The organism is Treponema sp. OMZ 305, assembly GCF_024181325.1.
Lineage (GTDB): Bacteria > Spirochaetota > Spirochaetia > Treponematales > Treponemataceae > Treponema.
Genome location: NZ_CP051300.1, coordinates 13,628 through 38,781, shown reverse-complemented (window position 1 = coordinate 38,781; position 25,154 = coordinate 13,628). Strand labels below are relative to the sequence as shown.

Annotated in this window: 20 protein-coding genes; 13 read left to right on the top strand and 7 right to left on the bottom strand. The window is 45.4% G+C overall.

All coding sequences use genetic code 11. The annotated features are described in order from the left end of the window. Position 1: 1 nt before the first annotated feature. From ABK01_RS00155 to ABK01_RS00140, 4 genes are all read left to right on the top strand, one after another. The gene (locus ABK01_RS00155) at positions 2-1,474 is read left to right on the top strand and encodes an Eco57I restriction-modification methylase domain-containing protein (protein ID WP_212565577.1); all 1,473 of its coding nucleotides are present in this window, start codon (positions 2-4) and stop codon (positions 1,472-1,474) included. Then, positions 1,471-2,427 (top strand): BsuBI/PstI family type II restriction endonuclease, encoded by a 957-nt coding sequence (locus ABK01_RS00150; protein WP_253675780.1) that lies wholly within the window; start codon positions 1,471-1,473, stop codon positions 2,425-2,427. The genes ABK01_RS00155 and ABK01_RS00150 overlap by 4 nt, the downstream gene beginning before the upstream one ends. Before the next feature lie 88 nt (positions 2,428-2,515). Continuing rightward, a complete protein-coding gene (locus ABK01_RS00145) occupies positions 2,516-3,712 on the top strand; it encodes a SufS family cysteine desulfurase (protein WP_253675779.1) in 1,197 nt (398 codons plus the stop codon). Positions 3,713-3,720: 8 nt separating this feature from the next. Further along, positions 3,721-4,506: a TIGR00282 family metallophosphoesterase gene (locus ABK01_RS00140; RefSeq protein WP_253675778.1), complete on the top strand. Its 786-nt coding sequence runs from the start codon at positions 3,721-3,723 to the stop codon at positions 4,504-4,506. Between the two features lie 122 nt (positions 4,507-4,628). Here the strand turns inward: ABK01_RS00140 and trxA are convergent, their stop codons facing one another. Together trxA and ABK01_RS00130 are read right to left on the bottom strand one after the other, a co-directional pair. Then, a complete protein-coding gene (gene trxA, locus ABK01_RS00135; RefSeq protein ID WP_212565574.1) occupies positions 4,629-4,934 on the bottom strand; it encodes a thioredoxin in 306 nt (101 codons plus the stop codon). Positions 4,935-5,125: 191 nt separating this feature from the next. After that, on the bottom strand, positions 5,126-7,018 hold the full coding sequence (locus ABK01_RS00130; RefSeq protein WP_253675777.1) for a hypothetical protein: 1,893 nt from the start codon (positions 7,016-7,018) through the stop codon (positions 5,126-5,128). Positions 7,019-7,127: 109 nt separating this feature from the next. Here ABK01_RS00130 and ABK01_RS00125 point away from each other — a divergent pair, with 109 nt between their 5' ends. The 3 genes from ABK01_RS00125 (at position 7,128) to ABK01_RS00115 (ending at position 11,399) form a co-directional block, all read left to right on the top strand. Then, a complete protein-coding gene (locus ABK01_RS00125; protein ID WP_253675776.1) occupies positions 7,128-8,681 on the top strand; it encodes a hemolysin family protein in 1,554 nt (517 codons plus the stop codon). Then, positions 8,678-9,940, top strand: coding sequence for a hemolysin family protein (locus tag ABK01_RS00120; protein WP_212565571.1), 1,263 nt, complete (start codon positions 8,678-8,680; stop codon positions 9,938-9,940). Before ABK01_RS00125 ends, ABK01_RS00120 begins: the two co-directional genes overlap by 4 nt. 244 nt (positions 9,941-10,184) lie before the next feature. Further along, a complete protein-coding gene (locus ABK01_RS00115) occupies positions 10,185-11,399 on the top strand; it encodes a galactokinase (RefSeq protein WP_253675775.1) in 1,215 nt (404 codons plus the stop codon). Positions 11,400-11,470: 71 nt separating this feature from the next. On the opposite strand, the gene ABK01_RS00110 is transcribed toward ABK01_RS00115, so the two are convergent. After that, positions 11,471-12,055: a DUF4194 domain-containing protein gene (locus ABK01_RS00110; protein ID WP_206182755.1), complete on the bottom strand. Its 585-nt coding sequence runs from the start codon at positions 12,053-12,055 to the stop codon at positions 11,471-11,473. 124 nt (positions 12,056-12,179) lie between these two features. Between ABK01_RS00110 and ABK01_RS00105 the strand changes: the two genes are divergently transcribed. From ABK01_RS00105 to ABK01_RS00080, 6 genes are all read left to right on the top strand, one after another. Continuing rightward, on the top strand, positions 12,180-12,494 hold the full coding sequence (locus ABK01_RS00105; protein ID WP_253675774.1) for a nucleotidyltransferase domain-containing protein: 315 nt from the start codon (positions 12,180-12,182) through the stop codon (positions 12,492-12,494). After that, entirely contained in the window at positions 12,484-12,897 is a 414-nt protein-coding gene (locus ABK01_RS00100; protein WP_253675773.1) for a HEPN domain-containing protein, read from the top strand. The genes ABK01_RS00105 and ABK01_RS00100 overlap by 11 nt, the downstream gene beginning before the upstream one ends. A gap of 8 nt (positions 12,898-12,905) precedes the next feature. Then, the gene (locus tag ABK01_RS00095) at positions 12,906-13,865 is read left to right on the top strand and encodes a Fic family protein (protein WP_253675772.1); all 960 of its coding nucleotides are present in this window, start codon (positions 12,906-12,908) and stop codon (positions 13,863-13,865) included. A 216-nt stretch (positions 13,866-14,081) separates the two neighbouring features. Beyond that, a complete protein-coding gene (locus ABK01_RS00090; protein WP_253675771.1) occupies positions 14,082-17,486 on the top strand; it encodes an ATP-binding protein in 3,405 nt (1,134 codons plus the stop codon). Between the two features lie 217 nt (positions 17,487-17,703). After that, positions 17,704-18,978 carry a Wadjet anti-phage system protein JetD domain-containing protein gene (locus tag ABK01_RS00085; protein ID WP_253675770.1) on the top strand — a complete coding sequence of 425 codons (1,275 nt, stop codon included), beginning with the start codon at positions 17,704-17,706 and terminating at the stop codon, positions 18,976-18,978. Then, positions 18,965-20,503 (top strand): DUF3375 family protein, encoded by a 1,539-nt coding sequence (locus ABK01_RS00080; RefSeq protein WP_253675769.1) that lies wholly within the window; start codon positions 18,965-18,967, stop codon positions 20,501-20,503. Before ABK01_RS00085 ends, ABK01_RS00080 begins: the two co-directional genes overlap by 14 nt. Positions 20,504-20,533: 30 nt before the next feature. Here ABK01_RS00080 and ABK01_RS00075 read toward each other — a convergent pair whose 3' ends face one another. From ABK01_RS00075 to ABK01_RS00060, 4 genes are read right to left on the bottom strand one after another with little or no spacing between them, the layout of a single operon-like run. Beyond that, complete coding sequence (locus ABK01_RS00075; protein ID WP_253675768.1) at positions 20,534-21,388, bottom strand: ABC transporter permease subunit; 855 nt, start codon at positions 21,386-21,388, stop codon at positions 20,534-20,536. Further along, complete coding sequence (locus ABK01_RS00070; RefSeq protein ID WP_253675767.1) at positions 21,385-22,434, bottom strand: ABC transporter permease; 1,050 nt, start codon at positions 22,432-22,434, stop codon at positions 21,385-21,387. Before ABK01_RS00070 ends, ABK01_RS00075 begins: the two co-directional genes overlap by 4 nt. Next, positions 22,427-24,121, bottom strand: coding sequence for an ATP-binding cassette domain-containing protein (locus ABK01_RS00065; protein ID WP_253675766.1), 1,695 nt, complete (start codon positions 24,119-24,121; stop codon positions 22,427-22,429). Before ABK01_RS00065 ends, ABK01_RS00070 begins: the two co-directional genes overlap by 8 nt. Before the next feature lie 9 nt (positions 24,122-24,130). Continuing rightward, positions 24,131-25,150: a BMP family ABC transporter substrate-binding protein gene (locus ABK01_RS00060; RefSeq protein ID WP_253675765.1), complete on the bottom strand. Its 1,020-nt coding sequence runs from the start codon at positions 25,148-25,150 to the stop codon at positions 24,131-24,133. Positions 25,151-25,154 lie beyond the last annotated feature (4 nt).

The window sequence follows — 25,154 nt, the reverse complement described above, 5'->3', positions numbered from 1 at the left end:
TATGGTAGCAGTTGCAGACATACTTGAAAAAGAGCGAAAGGTTCACGCCATTAAAACATCCTTAAATCATAAGGAAGAATTTGGACAGTATTTTACTCCGTATAAAATAGCCCATTTTATGTCATCTTTATTCCCTGTTACTGATAAAAAAATCAAATTGCTTGACCCCGGGGCAGGTATAGGAATACTTTCATGTTCTTTTATGGAACGAATTGCAAAAGAAAATTGGAATACCCCCGGCATTCACATTTCGGCTTATGATATTGATAAAAATATTTATCCTGCTTTAAATGAAAATATAGCCTTATCGAGTTCAGCTTTAAAAAAATCGGATTACAGAATCTTTTCGGAAGATTTTTTAGAAAAAACCTCATTTGAATATACATGGAAAATCAATGAGACATATACGCATGTGATAATGAATCCTCCATATAAAAAAATTCAGACAAATTCAAAAGAACGACAGTCTGCTCGTGCATTTGGTCTTGAAACAGTAAATTTATATTCAGCGTTTATGGGTGCTGCAATTTCACTTACAGAAGATAGCGGCTATATCGTTGCGATCGTTCCGAGAAGTTTTTGTAACGGAGTTTATTACAAAACATTCAGAGAATTTATTTTAAAAAATTGTGCTATTAAATACATTCATCTTTTTGAATCCCGTGATAAGGCATTTAAAGATGAATCTGTTTTGCAAGAAAATATAATAATTATGTTACAAAAGAATGCTGAACAAGGAAATGTAAAAATTTCCTATTGCAACGATGATACTTTTATAGGTTTATCTGCATTAGAAGTTCCTTTCTCTCATATTTTACATAAAAATGACGATGAAAAATATTTTCATATTCCTATAAAACAGAAGGTTGAAAATAGAAATCTGACGGATTACTCAAGTATTAACAACCTCGGTATAAAAGTTTCAACAGGGCCTATTGTTGACTTTAGAATGAAAAATCTTTTGCTTAAAGATTACACGGAAAATTCTAGCCCGCTTGTGTATTCTGTTCATTTAAAAAATCATCGTCTTGCATGGCCTCAGAAATCAAAAAAGCCGAATGCAATTTTTGAATCAGAAAATGTGAAAAAACAACTTTTCTCCAAAGGTTTTTATGTTCTTGTGAAACGTTTTTCTACAAAGGAAGAAAAAAAACGAGTTGTTGCTTCGATTATAACTCCAGATGATTTTATAAAAAACGGTATCGCTTTTGAAAATCACTTGAATGTTTTCCATATAAATAAAACATCTCTTCCAGAAAATGTCGCTTATGGTTTAGTTTGCTGGCTTAATTCAACCTACATTGATGAGAAATTCCGCCTGTTTAGCGGTCATACACAAGTTAATGCAACAGATTTACGCAATCTTCCCTATCCAAATAGCGCTGATCTAGAAAAACTGGGAAAAGGTTTAAGAACTCATAAGGAATGGAATCAAAAACTTTTTGATAAACTTTTGCAGGTTGTAACAAAATGAAAATCGAAGAACAAATAAAACTGAAACTTGACGAAGCTATAGATATTCTTAAAAAATTTGGTATGCCATCAGCCCAACAAAATGAGCGGACAGCTTATTGTTTGCTTTCGCTTTTAAACGTTACTCCTGAAAAAGAATGGGAAAATGCAGAAAGTCCGCTTGTTGGAATTACACCGATGATGACTTTTGCGAAAGACTACTACAACAAGGAATATGCACCAAACACTCGTGAAACCTTCCGAAGATTTAGTACGCACCAGATGGTACAGGCTGGAATTGTGCTGTATAACCCAGACAAACCTGCTCGCCCGGTGAACAGTCCAAATGCTGTTTATCAGATTTCCCCCGAAGCTCTCAAAGTTATTAAAGCATATAAAACACATCTGTATGATTCATTACTTGCAGATTTTATAAAAAAGAAATCAACTCTTTCTGCTCAATATGCACATGAACGGAAAATGAATATGGTTTCCGTAAAAATCAAAGAAAATCATAGTATTCAAATTTCTCCCGGTAAACATAGCGAATTAATACGAGATATAATTGAGCAGATGGCTCCGCGATTTTTACCGAATAGTACGCTTATTTATGTCGGTGATACCGGAGAAAAGTGGGGATATTACGACCAAGAACTTGCAGGCAATCTTTTATTTAATGTGCAGCAGCATGGAAAAATGCCGGATGTAATCTTATATATTGAAGATAAAAGATGGTTGATACTTGTTGAATCTGTAACATCGCACGGACCAGTTGACAGCAAGCGATACATTGAACTTGAAAATCTATTTGCAAATGTGATTGCGGATAAAGTGTATATCTCAGCATTTCCGGATAAGAAAACATTTATACACTACGCACAAGAAATTGCATGGGAAACAGAAGCATGGATTGCAGATAACCCGACACATATGATTCATTTTAATGGAGATAAGTTTATCGGGCATCATAAATAATGGCACCTAACACCGTTTTCAAAGCTGACAACGCAGACAAGCTGCGTTGCGGTTTAAAACAATGATGTGTTTGTTTTGGAGAGAGATTATGTACAGTAAATATTTTCCATTACTACAAAACAGGAATATTCACTATTTGGATGCTGCCGCAACCGCGCAGCGTCCGCAGACAGTGCTCGACGGAGTACAGGCATACTATACCCGCAGCAACGGGAACGCAGGGCGCGGTTCACATACCCTTGCGATGGAATCTTCCGCATTGATTGAAGCCGCCCGCACTGCGGTAAGTAGTTTTATCGGCACCGACGATTCCGGCGAGGTCATTTTTACCAAGAATGCAACCGAATCGCTCAATATTATTGCGTACTGCTATGGATTGGAGCAGCTCCATGCCGGCGATGAAATAATCATTTCGATTGCCAACCATCACGCAAACCTTATCCCGTGGCAGTTTGTTGCACGGAAAACCGGCGCCGCGCTTCGGTATGTCTACCTTGACGAGCACGGCAACTTCGACATGGCGGGTTTTAAAGCCCTACTCGGTAGCCGCAGCAAGATCGTAGCGGTAACCGCCGCCGTCAATACCACCGGCGTTGTATTTCCGGTACAGGAGATCATCACGGAAGCGCATAAGCACGGCGCCGTCGCTGTTATCGATGCGGCGCAGTCCATTGCACACTTTCCGCACGACGTTGCCGCGTGGGATTGCGACTTCCTTGCGTTCTCGGGACACAAGCTCTACGCGGAGTTCGGCGCCGGGGTGCTGTATGCAAAGCGCGCGCTTATCGAAAAAATGCCACCCTTCCTCTACGGCGGCAGCATGATTGAATTTGTCGGCGAACAAACAAGCGAATTTAAAGCGGGCGGCGCGAAGTACGAAGGCGGCACGCTGGATACCGCAGCAATTCATTCTTTACAGTTGAGTATCGACTTTTTGAAAAAACTCGGGCTTGAAGAAACACACCGCTATGTAGAAAGCCTACACCAAAAGCTCATTGCCGCCTTAAAAAACCTCGACTTTGTAGAAGCATACTATACTGATGCGCAGCGGCGGGTGCCGACGGTCGCCTTTAACGTCAAAGACGTCCATTCGCACGACACCGCATATATTCTGGATGAGCAAGGCGTCATGGTCAGGAGCGGGCACCACTGCACTCAACCTTTAATGGAGTACATGGGTATCAACTCCTGCTGCCGCGCAAGCCTCGGCATCTACAACACGCAGGAAGACATCGACGCCCTCGCCGCTGCCCTCAAAAAAGTGTACGAAATCTTTAAGCGGTAGATGGCATAATGGGTGGTGAACTGACTCTTTTTTTCGGCGGCGATATTTGCGGAACATTTGGCGTCGATATTGCCCTACAGGTGATACCGGAGCTGCTCAAAGCTGAAAAACCGGACTTTATAATTGTAAACGGAGAAAATGCGGCGAAAGGCTCCGGCATAGAATTGGAACAAGCCGAGCGTTTATTTGCTGCCGGGGTCGATGTTATTACCGGCGGAAATCACACTATGGAGCGGTTTGATTTGCGAGCCGGTTTCGGACAGGAACCACGGATACTTCGCCCTGCAAACTACCCGCTTGCGCCGGGCAGCGGTATCATCACCGTGCGTAAACCTCAAGGGACGCTAACGGTGCTGAATATACAAGGGCGAGAAAATATGCGTCCAATTGACTGCCCCTTCCAAACGGTTGACCGTTTATTAGCGGAACAGGCTGACGGAATAGTTATGGTTGATTTCCATGCGGAATCGGTACAGGAAAAAGAAGCGCTCGCGTATTATCTTGACGGGCGTGTCTCCTGTGTATTCGGCTCCCATACCCATACGCAAACAGCCGATGAGCGTATCCTCGCAGGAGGTACCGGCTATATTACCGATGCAGGCATGATAGGAGCATACCATTCGATCATCGGCAGCTCTATTGAGGCTGCCGTAGCCCGAAGCCTCACGCTTACCCCGCAAACCTTCGACATACCGGAAAGCGGAGAAGCACTATTCTGCGGTATCATCGCAAAGGTATCATCGGAAACAAAAAAAACGCTTTCGTTAAAACGAATATATAAGGCAGAGATTTAATGGCCGGTACTTTTGCATGACCGAAATTGACCGGTCAGCATTTCCTAAAATATTTTCTTAAATTTATGCAGAAGGTTTACAACCCCGGTACGAGCGTCGGGGTTGTTGATTGTTTGCTTAATTTAGAGCAATGCCAGTATCTTGGCTTTATCAATAAATCCGAGCGAGCGTTTAACTTCTTTTCCGTTTTTGAAAAGGATAAGCGTCGGAATACTGGTAACTCCGAATCTTACTGCAAGGTCTTGCTGTTCGTCTACATTGACCTTTGCAAGAACGGCTTTTCCGTTGACTTCCTTTTCCGCTTCTTCAAAAACGGGTCCAAGCATCTTACAAGGCCCGCACCACGGCGCCCAGAAATCTACCAATGCGGTTTCAGCTCCATTGATTGTCTTATCAAAATTTTCCTGATTTAAGTGTAGTATCGCCATACCAATGTCCTCCATAAACACGAAATACGTTATTTAGGGCATCTCTAAAAACTCAGTTAGATTTTTAGAGGCTCCTATTAAGATACCTTTAAGATACAAAAAAAGAACGCTATCGAATAGAGAACGTGCAGTTTTTTTCTGTTTAGGTAACTTCGACTTCTGAACCCGGCATCAGCGTTATACATTTCTTATTACACAGAATGCAGCACAAGCCATAATATATAATATTCCGTATAAAGTCTTAATGCACTTTTATTTTTTACTTTTGCCAAACCGGGCGTACTGACAATTGCATCCGCCAGATTACGAATACGGTCTGATGTCAGTTTAGCAAAGGACTGCGTTCTATGCGCTATCTTAACCTGATCTCTGATAAAAGAGTTTACATCCTCGGTATTTTGCTTTCTAATTACCGGATCGATAATCGTATTCCATAGATCGAGCTGCTCAATAATACAATCCTGTATGCTTTTATTTGCAGGAATAAACTCGGCCTGTAATTCGCTCGCAATTTCCCGTGGTGAAATTTTTTTATTAGTAGTTCCCGGTTGCTGCGGCATAGTTTCGGTCTTGGAATTTTCTGTTCGAGCGGTGCGGCGATCCTTCTTTGGACGCATAAAGAAAGCAATAATAGAAGATATGATAGGAATCGTATACCAGAAAGGCAACAGAATTTTTGCATCCGTTAAAAGTTCTTGCCTATTCATCATAAATAAGTCGATATAGGACAATAACCGGTCACGGGAAAATATTCTCCGAATTTCCGCAGCTTGATGTTCCGTAATACGTTTATCGGCTGAGAGCATTGGAATAAACGGTGCTCCCAGTAAGGCATACAAGACCGGCACGTATTCAGCACAGAGGGTCTTTAATAATTGGTTAAATGCCGAATCGGTGTGCATTGCCTCGGATTGTTCAAACCGTATCAGCTGTTGATACCACTTCTTTAAGCAAACATCCCGCAATTTTTTTCGGTTATCGTTTACTAACGAGATAATCAACGGAACCGTTTTATCCAACATGATGTAGTACCGCTCTCCATCGGGAGTTTTGAAGCTGAGAAGCTCCGGTAAATTAGCATCACCGTCCACGGCGGTTTTTCCCCGTATATATTCCTCAAGATCCTCTTGACTATATTGCCCAAGCAACGGTACTCCGCGGGAATCTTTAAAATTGACAATAGCAGCCTTATTAAAATAATATGGAGGTTTTTGAAGCGCCAAATCAAGATTCTTTAGTGCAGTTTCCCGTTGAAGCGATTGCTGCGTCTTATTTCGGTAATAGTTATTCAGGTATTCAATAATAAAGATAGCCTGCAAAATGGTGATTTCATCGCTCAATTTTTCAGTTTTCTTTGAAAATTCCTGTTTTACAACCGAGCAAAGATAGCTCCAATACAAATATACATCGCCTGATTTTTTCAATGTATACATGGCTTCAGAAGAGTGGGCTTGAATCGTAAGAATAAATTTTCTAATTGAATACTCTTTTCCGGGGTTTGCTGTTATCAATTTCTTTTGAATAAAATCCCGTAATTCATCCTTCTGAAAGAAGAATCGTAATTTTGCAATCGCAAGGTCAAGCATCTGATCGGTAGAAAAATTTCCGGGAAAGATAAGCGGAGGGGTATCATCAGGAAATATAAGCTGATACAGAAAGGTATTGTTTTCTACTTCCGGTTGCAATTCGGTGAAATCGGTATTGATCCTAATATAACGAAGAAAACGTTTGGAAAAATTCTGCGGTATCGCGCTGGCAAGCGGAAAAGGTAATTCCGGTTTTTCACGAATTGTTTCATATTGGCGGGTTACCTTATCGAGGAAATAGAATGGAACAAAGACGACTTTACCCTTCCGTTTATCGTCAACCAGCTCTACTTTTCCTTCCGATTCAAGAGCTTCCAGTTCCGTTAACAATCTTGTTTCCGATATATCAATGAAAGAAGCAAGATCCGGCTTTTCGGCTATATTTCTTTGAGCATACTTTCGTAAATAATCGGTTAATTCACTAATCCCAACAAATGGACTATTAAAACGCAGAGCATAAGTGCGCAAAATATCCGGGAGTCTTACACTAACAGCCATTTGCCCCTCATTATGGCATACTTTTTTTAATTGAACAAGGGGACGGGTAAAGTATGCACATATAAAAATTGACATTTTTAATAATTCCTTTTAATATACTCTATCGAATATGGATACTGGAGAACCCCCGCATATAATCTTACTGCTCGTCAGTTTGTTGGCGCTGTTTTTGCTGTCGATGTTTTTTTCGTCGGCGGAAACGGCGTTCCTGTCTTTGAATAAGCTCAAGCTGCGGTTTTTACGTGAACGGAACAACCGTGCGGCGGCGCGGGCGGAAAAAATTCTACAAAATAAACAAAAATTTTTATCGACGATTTTAATCGGAAATAGTATTGTCAACATCGCTATTTCCGTAGTGCTGACTGCTGCTGCGCTGCGGATATTCGGGGATTCCGGACTGGGGATTGCGGTCGCCGCCGGTACGGTGCTGCTGCTGATCTTCGGCGAAATTTTGCCTAAGTCGATTGCGTTGGTGTATCCCGATGCGTTGAGCCTTGCCTTTGCCCGCTTCATTCTATTATTGATGGCGATCCTTTCGCCGGTTGTTGCGCTTTTTTCTGCGGTTACCGGCGTATTGCTGCGGCTTTGCGGCATCCGTGAAGCGCAAAACACGGCGGCTGTTACCGAGGCGGATTTACGCGACTTTTTTCAAGCACGGGAGGAAAGCGGCTTTATCGGCAGCGACGAACGCGCCGTGCTGACGAATATCCTGCGTTACGGCGACTTTTCCGTTCGCAGCGTGATGACGCCGCGGCGCGACATTGCGGCAATTCACATCGGAGCATCTGCGGAAGAAATTATAGAGCTATCAAAAAAATCCCGATTTTCGCGCTTTCCGGTATACAGTACGAATATCGATGAAATACAAGGTTTCTTCTATATTAAAGACTTTCTCTTTTCCCCTGAGTACTTAGACGGAAGCGCTGCCTTTCAGGTAAGGGCCTATCTGCGTAAGCCGCTTTTTGTGTTTGAAACAACGAAGCTCGCTCAAGTGGAAAAAAAGTTCCATACCGAGCAGCAGACAATGGCGATTGTACTTGACGAGTACGGCGGCACTGCAGGATTGATAACCGTCGAGGATGTCAGCGAAGAAATATTCGGCAGTATTCTTGACGAATATGATGTACGGACAGGCGTGAACTCTCATACCACTGCGGCAGATATAAACATACACGATGATACGGCCGAAACGGCAGCGGCAGCGCAGGCTGTATCCGATAACGCATCAACAGCTTTACCGGTGGTAAGCAAATCCGAGCAGGCAGCGGCTATAGCGGTAACTGAAGCCGACGCACCATCGGCGGCAAATGAATTCGGAGATATATCAAATTCCGTACCGGTAAGCTCATCCTCAACCGCACCGGTACAGGCAGGAGCCGATGGTATAGGCGGCGATAATACAGTGACTGCCCGTAATGAAGCGGAAGCGCCATCGACCTTCACCATCGCAGGCGTTACACGGCTCGCCGATTTAAACGAACAGCTGAACCTCAACCTTGAATCGCAGTATAGCGACACCATCGGCGGCTACATTATGGAGAAAGCAGGGGAAATTCCGGCGGCAGGTTATGCAATCACCGTTGAGCCGTATCGTTTTACCGTAACAAAGGTTGAAGCAAACCGTATTGTGCAAGTTGAAGTGCGGATGCAGGCGGAAGAATGAAGCTCGTTATAATCAGTGTTGAAATAATTATCCTACTTGCCTGCGCAGCCTTTTTTTCCGGTACGGAAACGGCGGTAACCGCTATTACGCGATCGGAATACCGCAGCCTCAAAAAAAGTTCCCGTAAGAGCGCACAGCGGTTGGCTCGGCTGGTGGAGATGAAAGAAAAAATCGTTACGACCGCGCTTATCGGCACCAATTTTGTCAACACGTTGAACTCGGGGCTTATTACCGCCTTTACCCTCAATGTGTTCGGTGCGCAAGCGGTTCCCGCAGCGACTGCGATTATTACCGTGCTCATCATCATCCTTGCCGAAATTTTCCCCAAAGCGCTGGCAACCGAACGGGCGGAATCGATCGGCAAGAAAGCCTCGCTGCCGTTGTATGTGTGCTACACACTGCTCCGCCCCATTGTGGCGGTATTTTCGCTGCTGACAAAAGCGGTGCTCAGGCTGTGTAATGCCCGCCCGAAAACAACGCCGGATACGCTTCAAGAAAAAGACCTCCAACTGCTCGTGCATATCGGGCAAGAAGACGGCGCCCTCGCCGCCGGAGAAGAAGCACTGTTGCGCAAAGCCGTTTTGCTGCAGGATGTAAAACTCCGCAATATTATGACGCCGCGTACGGCGATTACTTACGTTGATTCCGCCGCGACTTTTCCGCAAGTCATTGAACAGTTCCGCCGCAGCCGTTTTTCCCGATTGCCTGTCTACAATGCCGAAACAAAAACCGTTACCGGTATTATCCATTATAAGACGCTGCTGTTTGCTTTGCAGGAGCGGCGGGAGCCGAACATTGAGACTTTGCAGCGTCCTGCAATTTTTGTTCCGGAGGGAGCTTCCATCTTTTCTATTATCAAAGCGATGAATGCCAAGATGCAAAATATCGCAATCGTCATCAATGAACACGGCGGCGTAGCAGGGCTCATTACGATGGATGATATCATTGCCGCAGTGTTCAGTACGGTGCAGGATGAGTACGGTAAGGCGCGGAACGATCCAATGCGTTCGGTACGCTTTATCAATACATCGCAGCTTGTTCTCCCCGGTGCGTTAAAGCTGGAAGATTGCAACGAATTACTGCACACCGATTTTCACTCCGATTATTATGACACACTCGGCGGTTTTCTACTTGAAAAATGGGGATATTTACCGCATACTAAAGAGAGAATCACTTGCGGGCGGATAACGTTTACCGTTACTCATATTATCAATAGACGAATCGATACCGTCATCGCAGATCTTTCATCGGTACTGTAAGCGGCTGCTTATAAGACATCCGCCTCAAAATGCCGAAAATAAGAGTAACGATGCAAAAAGCATCAGCTGCCGGAAGTCTATTTTAAAAGACGGGTAATCGCAGCAGACAGATAAATCAGAATCGCCAAATAAATAAGGCGTGGCAACCATTTGAACCGCAGGTTCAACTCTGGTTGAACAGCCTTATTTAGTTGGCGGGAATACTTCAAAAATGTCTGCTGCGATTACCCAAGAGAGGATCACCATGACACAGCATGACTTTATACAGTTTTTAACCGATTTGCCGGAAGAACAGATGAAGGCGGAATTGACAAAGGCTTTTACCGAGCGGTACGGAGCAGGTACGGAAGAAATCATGATGATTGCCTCCCCTGCCCGTATCAATATTATCGGGGAGCATATCGACTATAACGGGGGGAAGGTGTTTCCTGCGGCGATCAATCGGTACCTCTATGTGCTGCTGCGCAAGAGAGCCGATACAACGATTATCTATGATGATATACGGTTTCCGGGTGCACTTGAATTTTCCTCTACGGAAACTTTCCGGTACTGGAGAGAAAATCAATATGCGAACTATCTGAACGGTATGCTCGCGATGCTGCAAAAAGGCGGATACAAACTGACAAGCGGTTTTGAGGTACTGTTTTTTAGCAAATTGCCGGCAGGCGGCGGTATTTCTTCGTCGGCTGCGCTGGAAGTTGGCTTCGGACGGGCAGTCGCCGAATTGTTCGGCTTTAAGGTTGATGCGGTAGAACTTGCTAAAATGGGGCAGGAGTCTGAGCATGTTTTTATGAATATGCAGTGCGGAATTATGGATCAGTTCAGTATTGCAATGGGTAAAAAAGAATGTGCGATGCTGCTTGATACGGCAACGCTTGAGTATGAATATGTACCGCTTGTTCTGGGTGATTATCGTATTGTTGTGATGAACTCCAATAAGCAACGTGCGCTTGTGGACTCAAAGTATAATGAACGCTGCGCCGAATGTATGGAAGGTCTTGCTCTTTTACAAAAGATTAAGACCGTTTACAATCTCTGTGACTTGACCTCTGCTGATTTGACTGCGGTTGAGGCGGCAATAGCCGATGAGCGTATCTTTAAACGGGTGCGCCATTGTATTACGGAAAACGAACGGGTCCTTGCTGCGGTCGCGGCTCTAAAAGCCGGTAACTTGCCGAAACTCGGTGAACTGCTCAAGGCATCCCATGACTCGTTACGGCGCGACTATGAAGTAACCGGTCTTGAACTTGATACGCTTGCCGATGCCGCTAATGCTGAACCGTGTTGCTTAGGTGCGCGGATGACCGGTGCGGGATTCGGCGGTTGTGCCATTGCCTTAGTGCAAAAAGATGCCATTGCGGAATTTACCACCCGTGTCGGCAACGCCTATACCGAAAAGACCGGCCTGACGGCTTCCTTTTTTGCTTGCGAGGCAGGAGACGGTGCGCGTCGGGTTTAAAGGTCTGCCCAACTATTAAAACTCACGAAAAGAGCAAACCGGCTGCCGGAAAATATTGGTTTAGCCGGTTTCTAAAGCTTTTGCAGCCGCTCTTTAAATTCGGCTAAGAAATCGACACTGACTTTTGCCCGTATTATTCTGCGGACTTCATACGCAGGGTCAATATCTGCATCGCCGGTTTTGCTGAGGTCTTTTTCGCTCAAGTTTTTAAGAAAGCCTATATCGACAGCTTGATTTAAATACCTATTTAATTCTTTATAGAGTTTTGTTTGATCGGTTTTTTCTTTAAAATAGATGGAAAGCATTCCACGGATTTCACTTGCTTTCAGTACTAAGATTGAAGATGTATTTTGAGAAACATCGAACTGCTCCAAGGCCTCCCTCAGCAGTACACACAGCAATGATAACTCAAATGACAGCGGATAATGCCGGATAAGCTTAACAGATTTAGAATCCCCTTCTTCGCTCTCTTTTTGCTCTAAAAATGCGTAGCCGTCGGCCGGTTCAATAAAGAGGCTGATACCGATTTGTTCAAAATATGCGGCAATCTCACGCTGGTATTGCTGCAAGAGCTTCCATGCCTCAGGTTCCTCATTTTCGTAAATAGCCCCTTGTAACAATTTTATGCAGACTGTCGCCCACTGTGCCGTCATCATTCAGCCTCCTATGACTGCGCTCCTTTTTCAACAGTCAGTATATCCTTTTTTTGAAAGAATTGCGATTGGGCATCTCTAAAAACAAGGTAGAGAAATTGTCAAAAATCCGGTATAATGAATACAAATGATAACTGAAGAGATACGGCAAATAGCCGAAAAAATTAAAGAAGCGCTTGACCCGGAACGGATTTATTTGTTTGGCTCCTACGCACGTAATCAAGAGACCGAAACGAGCGACTATGATTTTTACGTCGTGGTAGATGAGCGGGAAGAGAAACCTCTTGTGCTTTCACAACAAGCGTATCGGGCTATTCGGGAATATAGGACAACCCCCTGTGATATTATCGTAAATAGTCGTTCGCATTTTAATGAACGATGTAAGCGACAGACATTAGAGAATACGGTTGTCACCGAAGGAGTGGTAATGTATGAAAGATGATATACAACGCGACGTAGCAGAATGGCTGCACTTTGTCAAAATGGATCAAAATACAGCGTGCCATCTTTTTGAAAGTATGCATCCACAACCGCTGGAAATTATTTGTTTCCATTGTCAGCAAGCTGCAGAAAAAGCAATAAAAGCTTTATTTATTCTAAAAGAAATAGAAGTAATTAAAATACATGACCTAGCAATTTTGCTCCACAAAATAGAATCATTTTTTTCCGTTCCTGTTGCCGTAAAAAATGCAGGTGATGATTTAACTCCTTTTGCAGCAACTTTTCGGTATCCGCAATCTCCTGACATTGACGAAGCTCTTACAAGGAAAGCGCTAGCCGATATGGAAACTGTTATAACATGGTGCAAAGAACAAATTGTATTAGCCGGTTATGAGATAGAGTAAAAATACCAATGCCATACGAACCGCCGTTTAAAATTACCTCAAAAGCAATCAATCTTATTTCTCAGATAGCTGCCGCAATGGAGCGGTTGAAGATCAGATTTGAACAGTCCGATAGCGTACGTTTGCGGAAAATCAATAGGATAAAAATGATACAGGGTTCGCTTGCGATCGAAGGGAATACACTAACGGAAGAACAGGTTACGGCTCTCATTGAAGGAAAACATATCATCGCTCCGGTAAAAGAGGTGCAAGAAGTCAAAAATGCAATTCAAGCGTATGAGCAGTGCCTGTCCTTTAATCCCTATAAAAAAGAGGACTTACTTGCCGCACATAAACTGATGACGTTTGGGCTTGTGGATCATCCGGGTCATTTTAGGTACGGCGGTGTCTGTATTGCGGGAAAAGACGGCATCAGTCATATTGCTTCTCCTGCCGATCGGGTTCCCTTTTTGATGGATGATTTATTTCAATGGCTCAAAGATACGGACGCTCATCCGCTGATTAAAAGCAGTGTGTTTCATTACGAGTTTGAATTTATTCATCCCTTTGAAGACGGTAACGGCAGAATGGGGCGGCTCTGGCATTCACGTATTCTAGCAGAATGGAATCCATTGTTTATACATCTGCCGATAGAAAATATGATTTTAAAGAATCAGGCTGCCTATTACAGAGCATTGGAACACAGTACGGCAGCAAACGACTCCGGGATTTTTATAGACTTTATGCTTGAAATCATTATGCAAACGATACAAGAAAATAAACAGGATGATACTGTAAATGATACTGTAAATATGATTTTAACCTGTATTAAAGAAAATCCTGCTGTTTCCTACGAAGAACTTGCAAAAAAAACAGGCAAATCGCGGATAACAATAAGCCGTAAGCTTGCAGAGTTAAAAAAAGCAGGCCGTATCACCCGTATCGGCGCCGATAAAAACGGCTACTGGCGTATTGAAGAGAATAACTAAGGATAATAATAGGGTAATAGTTAATGTTTACGGAACGGCCTATTTTTTTTCAAAACAAGCAAGGTAAACACATCAGCCACCCAGACCACATATCGCAAAATGAGAGGTTGGAGCACCATTTGAGCCGCAAAGCGGCGAAACTCTGGTGGTACAGCCTCTCATTTTGCGGGGATATACTCTAAAAGGGCTGATGCGTTTACCCTAGGAGAACGGCTGATGCAATTCGATTTATTAAAAACTAAAGAGCTTGATAAGAACGGTGTGTATCTTGATTTTTTTCAAGTGTACAACTGGGGTGTTTTTGATGCCAAAGTATATACGCTGCGATGCGGAAAGAAGGCGACGCTCCTGACCGGATTAAACGGTTCGGGGAAGACGACGCTGGTGGATGCTTTTTTGTCGCTTATCGTGCCGCCGCGGCAGCGCTTTTATAACCAATCCGCCGGAGCGGAAAGCAAGCGGGAACGCGATGAAATCAGCTATGTACTGGGTACGTATGGGAACAAACGCGAGGAAGAATTTACCTCCGGCGCCGCGAAGAATTTACGCACAAAAGAAAACTGCATTTCTATTTTACTCGGCTGCTTTGTGTTGGGGGATGATCAGGGGCCGATAACGCTTATGCAGGTTCGGTTCTTTTCCGGCGGTGGCGCCTTGCAAAAAGTCTATTCGATAACACACAAACGGCTCTCGATAGAAGAGATACAAAAAGAAGGGATCGATTTTACACCGCAGAGCAATTGGAAAAAACGCATGACCGAAGTATTCGGCGCCAAGTTTTACGGCGATAATTTTGCCCCGTATGCAGAAGCATTCTCTCAGCTTGCAGGTTTGCGTTCGGACCGGGCTCTCTATCTTTTTTCGCAAACAGTTGGACTGAAAGGAGTCGGCAACTTAAATGACTTTATCAGAACATATATGTTTGAAGGTCGCGATACCGAACGCGATTTTGATGATTTGGTAAAGCATTACGAAGAGCTTTCTCAGATATACAACGAGATAGAAAAAGCACAAGAACAGCTCAGACTGCTGCAGGAAATTTTAGATGCCGGAAAAATATTTGAAGACTGCGAGCAAAAGAACAGAACATTAAAACAGTTCAAAATGATTTTACAGCTGTGGTATATACAAACAGTCCTAAATACGATTACAAAACGAATAGTTGTTTTGCAACAAGAAAAGCTGCTCGCTGATAATAAAAGAAATATGCTTGAAGCTGAAATAAAACAGCTTGATACCGATATGGATTCGCTCAAAGCAGTTATTCAAAAAAACAGCACGGCAATTCTGATCAAAGAAATTGAGCATAAGATTCAATTCAATGAATTACGGTTGCAGACATGCCGGAATAATGTGCGGGACTATGAACAGTGCGCCCGCGTTTTATCTTTAGAAGTTCCGCAGACGGAAAAGAAATTTAATGCGAACGTAGCATTGCTGCCGCAATTAAAAGAAAAACTCAGCAAAGAAAAAGATGACCTTTACGAATCAAGTCTTGAACGGAATGCGCAAAATCAGGTAAATAAAAAAGAAGAACAAGCAATTATCGAAGAATTGGAATCGCTGAGTAAACGGACAACGAATATCCCTGCGCATAATATCAGAATACGCGATGAAATATGCGCACATATCGGCTGCTCGGAAAAAGAACTGGTGTTTGCCGGAGAGCTATTGCAGGTTGCAAAAGAAGAAAGCCGATGGGAAGCCGCAATAGAAAAACTGTTGCATAACTTTTCGCTTTGTTTACTGGTGCCGCCGCATCTTTATACAAAAGTGAATACGTATGCGGCAACGCACAATTTAAGAGGCAGACTCGTCTACCTTAAAACCGATACCAAGCCGCAGCTGAAAAAAAATATACCGGAAAAAGATTCACTTATTGCGAAATTGGAAATACAGCGGAAGCATGAACTTTCCGATTGGCTTGAAGCGTATTTGCATGACACATTCGATTATATCTGTACGGATGATACGGAAGCATTTAGCAGGGCGGCAAAGGCGCTCACATCTTCCGGTTTAATTAAAGCAAAAATACGCCACGAAAAAGACGACCGTCCGCAGCATTCCGGACGACAAACTTTTGTTCTCGGATGGGATAATATCCAAAAGCGGCAGGAACTTTCGTTCAGCTTAAAAAAGCTGCAAAACGAAATTGCCAAAAACGATACGGCGCTGGCAGACAGCAAGAAAAAACAGGACGATATAAACGGTCAGCTTGCTATTTTGAGCAGCTTGGAAAAGATGCAATTCTGGGATGACCTTGATGTGCAAAAATATTCGGCTGCATTGAATACATCGCTCGAAGAAAAAGACGCTATCCTTCGCGGGGACAAAGAATTACGGCAGCTTGAAGATAAATTGAAAGGTTTGCAAATCGAAAAACAAACGAAGGAAGACGAGCGTACCGGTGCTATTACAGCAGCCTCAAAAGCGGAACAGCAGCTGACGGATATCCGCATCAAAGAGGAACGCTTTACCGCTCAGTTAAATCAGTTTCCTGATCGGGACAGTGAAGAAATGCAAAGAGCGCTCGCTATTTTTACAGAGCATTTCAGTGTACAAAAAACTTTTGAACAGCCTGAAGCCGTTGATACCGAACGGGATCGGATTGAATCGGCATTGAATAAAGAGAGCGAACAGGCGGAAACAGCTGTCAGAAATGCGGAGCGAAAAGTCCGCGAAAAAATGTCCGCAGTGAAAAACCCTAAGCCGGATATAAAGCGGAAGTTTCCGTCATGGGAGGCCGATGTACGGGACTTCCAAGCGGAAGTATCGGGGCTTGCAGACTTTCAAGCCTTTTACGATCGAGTGAATCGCGATGATTTACCTTCGTGCCGGAAAAAATTTAAGCTTATTTTTAATGAGCACGTAAAAAACGATATTACCAATTTTAAGACCATACTTGATACCGGACGTCAGCAGATTATTGTCGGAATAGAGGAATTGAATAAAAGCTTAAAAACAATTCCCTACAGCAAAAATCCTCCGACGTATATCAAGCTGGAAAACCGCAAAACAACCGATCAGTCCATAAAAGATTTTCAGGCTCTGTTGTTAGCTGCATTGCCTGACTCCGCCTCCATTTTTAACCGCACATCCGGTTCGGAATTTGAAGAGTATAAAAAAATTGAAACGCTGATTGCCTACTTAAAAGAAAATGATCCGCGCCGTAAAAAAGTGCTGGACGTGCGCCAGTGGTTTAATTTTGCCGCTATTGAATATTATCTCAACGATAATACGCAAAAACAATATTACGAAGATTCTGCAAGTTTGTCGGGCGGAGAAAAATCAAAATTAACCTATACGATTTTAGCATCGGCAATTGCATTTCAATTCGGCATTACCGGTGGAGAGGGATATTCGTTACGGCTGGTGATCATCGATGAGGTATTCAGCAAAATCGATATGGATAATTCGTGCTATGCAATGGAGCTGTTTAAAGAGATCGGACTCCAGATGATTCTTGTAACACCGATGGATAAAATCAACATCGTAGAAGATTATATCGCATCGGTTCACATTACGGAAAAGCATAACGATAATACCTCGCGCCTACTGAATATCACGATTGACCGGTATCAAAAAGAAAAGGAAAGAGTAACTACAAGCGGTATATTGTAAGGGGTATTATTTTCACGGTATGAGGCAAATGCATCAGATAGTATTGCTGATACGTTTGTAATGATACTTGCATTAAATAGAATCACCGCCTTTGAAAATAGACGGTGTAGATACAAGGAGATAGCTGAAAATAAAGCGGAGGCGTATCTTTGATACGTTGAGCATTTATTTTCAGCGTATGACGCAGTAGATGCGCCGTATATTTTCAAAGGACAGTATGATTAGCGTTGAAGAAATTAGAAAAAAAGCCGAGCATAAATTTCTCAGTTATTTGCATTCCGTACTTAACGGAGACAGCGCTTTTTTTCCGCTGCATATTCCGGCCGCACGAGGTTCCGCAACGGATGATTTTGCGATGCGGAAAACGGAAGCGGAAAAGCTGTACCGCCATTCAAAGCAGGCAAAGGGATTCGGCTACACGGTGGTGAGCGCCGCCGTTAAAACTCGCAGCAAGGGCATGCAGACCGTTATCGAAAAAATACTATTCGAAACCGAAGCTGATTTTTTGCGCTTTATTCAAAAAGAAACGGAAGCCTGCAATTTCAAAGCAAATCTTGAACGTATTAAAACGCAATGCCTCAAGCTCGATGCCGCTGATATTTGGTATGACTGGACGGCCAAGCATAGCTCCGTTTTAACCGAGTCCTTTGACGCACAGTATTGGGAGCAGCTTTTTTTGTGTGCGGATTGGTTTATACATCACAGCCCGTGCGGATTATACCTGCGCGAAATTCCGCTTCCGGTGCACACCAAATTTATCGAACAAAACCGCGCGCTGATTTTCTCACTCTATTGCGCGTTAAAGAAAAGCGGTACTGCGGAACCGGTTTTGACTGAAGCGATTCTTCCGGAACCGGTTTTTGACGAACCGAAAAATACCGCGGCAGCCGTATATGCCGAATGGGGAGTCCACACTGCGCCGCCGTTTGTCCGCTTCCGTTTACTGGATGATGCAATCGGTGTAACTATTGCGGGAGAAATGCTCCAAAGCGGCGAGGTGCAGATACCGCTTGAATCGTTCGCCGCGCTGCGCTTTAATTCCGTCGATACTATTTTTATTGTTGAAAATCTGCTGGTGTATTTGACATTCCCCGCCGTTCCTAAAGGGCTCTGCATTTTCGGTTCGGGATTTGCCGCCGTGCAATTACAACGCAATAAGCATTTACGGCAAAAGAAGCTCTATTATTTCGGCGATATAGACGAACACGGATTTGAAATCCTGTCGGAATTCCGCACAATCTTTCCGGACGTTACCTCATTTTGTATGGACAGTACAACTTACCAAACATTTGCGCAGTTTGCCGTTCCCGGAAAATCCTCTAAACGGAATAGCGCAGACCTCTATCTCACCGCCGAAGAGTTAGCGCTTTTCCGTTATTTGCGGGAACACACCGAGTGCAACAGACTTGAACAGGAACGCCTTCCGCAGGATTTTATCAAGGAAAGACTCGCATCACTTATAACGATAAGGAATAGTTATGCAAAGCTCTGACAGTGCATATATAGCAACCTTAATTGCGGAAGATTCGGGATTGCGGCTTTTACGTTCAAAGAATCCCGCACCGGTTATTTCGTTTCTTTTTAAAATATTTAGAGAGCGGAATCTGCAAACCGTCAATGCCGATCGGTTTGAAACGCTGCTGGCGGATTTTTTGCGGTCGCAGGAATTTTTCGGTTTTGACAATAGCAGTATCGACGATTGGTATGATGGGGAAACAGCAGAAATACAAAACAGCGAAGAGTTCAGACTCGCACTGCAAAGCATCGAGGCGCGCGCTCATTTTTTAGCGAATAAATGGTGTTCGGAAAAGGCCGGCTATATCAAAAAATACTATAATGAGCGGCAGGATGTGATTATCGAACTGAGCGCGGGGGTGGAACGGCTGTTTACCTGGCTTGATACGATGGATTCAAAAACGTTTATCGGTACCGAATCCCGCTTTCAAGATATTCTGCATAAACTCAGAGAGCTTTCGGAAAACACTACGCACGATCCGCAAACGCAAATTGCCGAACTTGAAAAACAGAAAGAAGCATTACAGCAACGTATAGATGCAATTAAAACAACCGGAGAGGCGGAAGTGTATACGCCGGTGCAAATGGTCGAACGGCTACGCGAAGTTTCAAAAGCGGCACGCGAACTCTTATCGGACTTCCGGCAGGTAGAAGAAAATTTTAAAACCATTCTTGCTGATGTATACAAAAAACAGTCGGTGAGTGAAACAAAAGGCGCGGTGCTTGGCTACGCCCTCGATGCCAATTTGGAAATGAAGGAAACTCCGCAGGGGCAAACCTTCGATTCTTTTTGGGACTTTCTTGCAGCCGATGCCGGTAAAAACGAGATCAATCACTTAACCCGGACGATTATCGCGCAGGTAACCGAGCATGGCATTGCATGGGAGGACTCCTTCCTGCTGCACCTCAAGCAATATCTGCACGAAGCGGGGCGCAAGATTATCGACACCAACCACTCGCTTACCCACCGGCTAAACCGTGTGCTGCTTTCGCGAGACCGCGGCGATCATAAGCAGCTGACCGAGCTTATCACTTTTATCAAGACCAAAGCATTTGAATTAGCCGAGCGTGAGATTACATTCCCTGACGATTTTTATATTCAGACCAGGCCGAAACTCTCTTTCCCGCAGGCCCGGACGCTTATCCTTCCGCCGCTTAACCAAAGCTTTGAACCGATCGTATCATTCACCGAGCAAGAGTCGGCAGCACTGCTGCAGCGAAGCGGTATTTTTAATCAATTTTATATTGATGAAGCCTTGCTCAAAAAACATATTGAACAGTACCGCAGTCAATTTCTCCATGATGCCCTTCAATTTTCGCTGCACGATTTGAGCGAAAAATTCCCGATAGAAAAAGGTCTTTCCGAAGTCGCCGCCTATTTTGCCCTTGCGCCGAAACTCAAACCCGCCGCCGTTATCCTTGATGATGCAACCGAGCGGATTACATACACATACAACGGCCAGTCCGTAGCGCTGACAGTACCTAAGATTATATTCGGGTAGCAATAATGGGTAATGAGGCAGGTACGGATGTCATTTCCCTCTATACCGCTTCCATATTCGGATAATCAGCTTTTCGGCGATAATCAGGAAGAGGCCGAGCACGAAAGGCAGCCCAATCAAGAGTGCCGGATGTTCCATACCGATCTGCGCCGCCGCGATGGTATTTTCAAGATAGACGAACAGCAGCGCGGCACAGATTGTTCCGATAACGGATCGTCCGCCTGCATACGCAAGTACGAGGGCGATCCAACCCTTGCCGGCGCTTTGGTTCGGAACAAAGGCTCCCAGCTGGAGGGATAACAGGCAGCCTGCCAACGCCGCCGCCGCCCCGGACATACCCATTGCCGCTATCTTTAACCGTGCGGTATGCACCCCAATCGAATCCAAAAATGCAGAATCTTTTCCGAGTATCTTTATCCGTAAGCCTGTTTTGGTGTAGCGGCAAAAGAGCGCAAGTCCGAGGCCGGTCAAAACGGCGAGCGCCGCGCTCGCCGTTTTGACGAGCTGCGGCTGAAGCAGCAGCTCCGGCGGCAGCGCAACGATACTCCGGTTACCGAAAAACCGTGTACTCAGTATGGAAACAAAGCCCGCAGCGGTTAAGTTTACCGCAAGTCCGACTATGTAGATATTGGCTTTACGATAGATAGCAAGATAGGTAATAAACATACTTAACCCTGCACCCAACGTAAGCGAGAGGGCAAGCCCCGGAATAAGACCGCCGAGGCTTTCGGTTAATAGAATTCCGCCGATTCCCGTAAAGGCGCTTAAAAGCATCAGTCCTTCTATCCCGACGTTCAATAGCCCCGCGTATTCCGAAACGAGGGCAGCGCAGGCGGCAATCAGCAGCGGCGCGGCTTGTGCAATCAAAGTAATCGCGGTTATCATAAAGGTTTTCTCCCTCGTTTTTGCCGGAAAAAATCAACCGTTATCAATATAAACGCAATCCCCTGTACAATTGACGAAAGGTCAAACGACGTGCTTGTCTGGAGCATCGCAGCCTTGCCGCCTGCTTCCATCCACGCAAAAAACAGCGCGCCGAATACTGCACCCAACGGATGATTGCGCCCGATAAGCGCCGCGGAGATGCCGCTCCAGCCCAGTCCCGATGTAATGCCCGCATAGACATAGTGCCGCGAGCCGTATACGCTGAATGCGCCCGCAAGTCCGTGGGCTGCTGCGCCGAATGTCAGCGCCAAGACTGAAATCAAGCCGACCTTAATTCCTTGGGATTGTGCGAAAGCGCGGTTATTGCCGGTTAATCCGAGTTCGTAGCCGTAGCGGGTACGCTTGAACATCCAGAAAAGCAGCGCCGTTATTATCACCGTAAAAAAGATACTGCTATTCAATGTCGAAGGAGGCCAAAAAGAAGTGAAGAACCACGCTTCGGTTGTATATGGGGTTGCCATCAGATTGCTTGCAGAATCTCTGAATATATCGTTGACGCCGTAGTCGATGAGTGGGAGCAGTGCGCAGGATAATAAATAGGTGCTGATCAGTTCGGTAATGCCGAGAAATTGTTTCAAAAAAGCGGAAATAAAACCTAAAAGGCCGGAGCAAAGAGCCGCGAGTATACATCCGGCGATAAGGCCGAAGGGCTGCGGGAACTGTGGTGTCAGCAATGCGAATTCCACCGCGATAAACGAAGCGAGATACGCTTGCCCCTCGCCGCCGAGGTTGAAAAAGCCTGCCTTTGCCGGAAGGATAAAACCCATCGCGCAGAGCAAAATGAGGGAGGCTTGGTCGAGCATATTGCCGAAATAAAACGTATTGGTAAAAGGGGAAATAAAAAACGCGATAAGCGTTTCGAGCGGTTCTTCGCTCTGCGCTGCCAAACAGATTGCCGCCGCGGCTGCGCTTGCGGTTACCGAAATAATACTGTTTAAAAGCGGGGCTGCTTTTTTGAGACGGTGTTGTTGCGTATCTTTATTCATCTTTACTCGCCTGCATCATCGCCGCAATGATTTCCGCGCGGTTATATGCGGAACGTTCCATAAAGCGGGTCAGGACACCGCGGTATAATACATGAATACGGTCGCAGGTTTCAAGCGCGGCGTCTACGTCAGAGGTGAGCACGATAACCGCTGCCCCTTTTTCAGCGAGATTGCGGAGCCGCTGCAGCAGTGCAAGCTGTACCTTCCTGTCCAGCCCCCAATAGGGTTCGGCACAGATAACCAACTGCGGCGGCGGATTGTCGAGTTCGCGGCTGAAAATCAGTTTTTGGATCATACCGCCCGATAAGCTCAACACCGAATCTTTCCACGAGCGGGGAATATCGAATGAACAGCTGCGCTTCCATTCTTCAACCGCCGCGGGGGAGTAAATACCGAAGCGGTATAACGAGGCTCGTGCGCGGACATAGAGGTTTTCCGCAATGCTGTGTCTGCCGGCAATGCCGTTCCTCATCCGCTTGCTGGGGATGTAGGCGTAAGTTTCGCGCGGTATGCGGCTCAGGGGCTGCCCGTCAAACCTGATAGTACCGCTGTCCGGCTTGAGCGTATTGACCAGCAAATACTCCAAAAGCTCAAGCCCCTGTTTTTTTATGCCGACGACGCCGGTTATCTTTCCGTGCGGAACATCGATTGAAAAATCCGAAAAGCGGACTCCTCTACTGCTGACGGCGGCAACGTGCGAAACGGTCAGTCCCGCCGCCGGTTTTGCCGAAGAACTTTGAAACTGCGATACAGGCGCTACCGTACTCGATTGTAGCGTGCCCTTTAGCGCTGCTTTGAATGGGGATGCCGCAGACGGATGTTCCGGAGATACCGTGTCGGGTTGCAGTGTATTTGTATACGACGGAGTATTGGTGTTTGATGAAGCGGCGGCTGTACCGGCATCAGTTTGAAGCGGCGGAATATCCGATTGTATTTCGGCGGCAGTCCATTCCGCCTGTTCGGAACCGAAAATTTCTTGCAGCAGGAGGTTTGCGCTTACGGTAGAATCGATCGAACCGTTCCAAACCGTCTTGCCGTTCCGCAGAATATGCACCGTGTCCATAAAGCTCAACACTTCTTGAATGCGGTGTGTTACTACGATAATACACGCACCCCTGTCCGCGCAACTGCGGAGTATGCCGTACAGCTGGGTAATTTCCTGCGGACTAAAGGAGGCGGACGGTTCGTCCAAAAAGAATACGGAAGGATTTTTAAGCAGCGCTTCCCCGATTGCCGCCCAGTGCAGCTGCGCCGTATCGAGCGTCTCCGCTTTTTGGGTGAGCGGCAGCACGATACCGTAGCGGGCGAGTGCCGCCGCAATTGCGTTTTGAGTTTTTTGGGGCGAAAGAACGTTGGCGGCAATATCTTTTGCGGTATGCAATCCGATCGCAAGGTTTTCCCATACCGTAAGATCCGCTGAAAGCTGCGGATGTTGCGGCGTCAACACAAGACCCCGTGCAATACCGTCCGCGGCGGAACGTAAGTTCAGTGCTTCGCCGTTGTAAAGGATGCGCCCGCTGTCCGGCTGTAAATGACCGGTACAGAGGCGGGCAAGCGTTGACTTTCCGGCGCCGTTTTCACCTAACAGCGCATGTATCTTGCCTGCCTCAAACTCAATGCTTACCCCGTCTACAGCCGTAATGCCGTTTTCCGGAAACGTAAAGCGTAAGTTTTCCGTCGAAAACACAAAGGCATCCTAGTGAGCGGATAAGGTCAATGCTCCGGTTTTAACGCCGTCTATCAGTTGTTTTACTTTTTGAGTAATGTCTGCCGGCACGGCGGAAGGTACACCTTCAAAGGCAAAGTTTACCGCACCGTCTTTTATGCCGAGTTCTACCGATGTACCGAACTCCAAGCGTTCTTCCACAAAGGCAATCACGGAATCGGTACAGGCTGTCTTTTGGCTGACTTCCGTTGAACCGACTACAATGTCCTTCCCGTAGGAATATCCCGGCCGGTCAAACCACATCACGTATGCGCCGTGTTCCCGGGCGGCGGCAACAACTCCGGCATTTCCGCCGCCGCAGATTGTTAAGATGACATCAGCTTTATTTTTGATCATCGAAGCGGCAAGCTCAGAGGCTTTGGCTGCATCATACCAATTACCGAGGACGCGGAAATCCAGCTCAAAGTTTTTATTGACGGCTTTTGCTCCGTCCAAGTAGCCTTTCCGTATTTTATCGTTCATAACCGGAAATTCCTGTCCGGCAAGAAGACCGATCTTATACGCAGCGTTTGCATTCTTCATCGAACTGCTGCTGACGAGCGCGGCGTAGTAACCGTTGAGGTACCCCTGTTCGTACTGATTAAATCCGACGGTTTTTATTTGACCGTTTCCGGCAAGGTAGCCGTCCAACAGCAAGAATTTTTGTTTGGGCGCGGATTGCAGCACCTTTTCTGCGATTGCCGGCAACGAAGGATTGGAACTGATAATTAAATCATACTTTTTGCTCAGGGCGAGCGCCGTCAACCCGTTCTGCCATTCCCCCTGATTCACACCGCCTTCTACAACCTTGACGGTAACCGGTGTACCTTTTTTATCCAGCTGCGCCTTCGCATCCTGTACACCCTCCACGAGCAATTCATACGTCGGGTTTCCTTTGACAATTCCGGGTACAAAGACCGCAATGGAAACCGCTTTGGGTTTTGCAAAAAGAGGTACGCCTGCGATTAAGGCGATACTACAACCGAGTATGATGATTTTCTGTTTTAACATTTGT

Coding starts and splice junctions, on each gene's coding strand:
- ABK01_RS00155 (WP_212565577.1), top strand. CDS start 2: ATGGTAGCAGTTGCAGACATACTTGAAAAAGAGCGAAAGGTTCACGCC.
- ABK01_RS00150 (WP_253675780.1), top strand. CDS start 1,471: ATGAAAATCGAAGAACAAATAAAACTGAAACTTGACGAAGCTATAGAT.
- ABK01_RS00145 (WP_253675779.1), top strand. CDS start 2,516: ATGTACAGTAAATATTTTCCATTACTACAAAACAGGAATATTCACTAT.
- ABK01_RS00140 (WP_253675778.1), top strand. CDS start 3,721: ATGGGTGGTGAACTGACTCTTTTTTTCGGCGGCGATATTTGCGGAACA.
- trxA (WP_212565574.1), bottom strand. CDS start 4,934: ATGGCGATACTACACTTAAATCAGGAAAATTTTGATAAGACAATCAAT.
- ABK01_RS00130 (WP_253675777.1), bottom strand. CDS start 7,018: ATGGCTGTTAGTGTAAGACTCCCGGATATTTTGCGCACTTATGCTCTG.
- ABK01_RS00125 (WP_253675776.1), top strand. CDS start 7,128: ATGGATACTGGAGAACCCCCGCATATAATCTTACTGCTCGTCAGTTTG.
- ABK01_RS00120 (WP_212565571.1), top strand. CDS start 8,678: ATGAAGCTCGTTATAATCAGTGTTGAAATAATTATCCTACTTGCCTGC.
- ABK01_RS00115 (WP_253675775.1), top strand. CDS start 10,185: ATGACACAGCATGACTTTATACAGTTTTTAACCGATTTGCCGGAAGAA.
- ABK01_RS00110 (WP_206182755.1), bottom strand. CDS start 12,055: ATGATGACGGCACAGTGGGCGACAGTCTGCATAAAATTGTTACAAGGG.
- ABK01_RS00105 (WP_253675774.1), top strand. CDS start 12,180: ATGATAACTGAAGAGATACGGCAAATAGCCGAAAAAATTAAAGAAGCG.
- ABK01_RS00100 (WP_253675773.1), top strand. CDS start 12,484: ATGAAAGATGATATACAACGCGACGTAGCAGAATGGCTGCACTTTGTC.
- ABK01_RS00095 (WP_253675772.1), top strand. CDS start 12,906: ATGCCATACGAACCGCCGTTTAAAATTACCTCAAAAGCAATCAATCTT.
- ABK01_RS00090 (WP_253675771.1), top strand. CDS start 14,082: ATGCAATTCGATTTATTAAAAACTAAAGAGCTTGATAAGAACGGTGTG.
- ABK01_RS00085 (WP_253675770.1), top strand. CDS start 17,704: ATGATTAGCGTTGAAGAAATTAGAAAAAAAGCCGAGCATAAATTTCTC.
- ABK01_RS00080 (WP_253675769.1), top strand. CDS start 18,965: ATGCAAAGCTCTGACAGTGCATATATAGCAACCTTAATTGCGGAAGAT.
- ABK01_RS00075 (WP_253675768.1), bottom strand. CDS start 21,388: ATGATAACCGCGATTACTTTGATTGCACAAGCCGCGCCGCTGCTGATT.
- ABK01_RS00070 (WP_253675767.1), bottom strand. CDS start 22,434: ATGAATAAAGATACGCAACAACACCGTCTCAAAAAAGCAGCCCCGCTT.
- ABK01_RS00060 (WP_253675765.1), bottom strand. CDS start 25,150: ATGTTAAAACAGAAAATCATCATACTCGGTTGTAGTATCGCCTTAATC.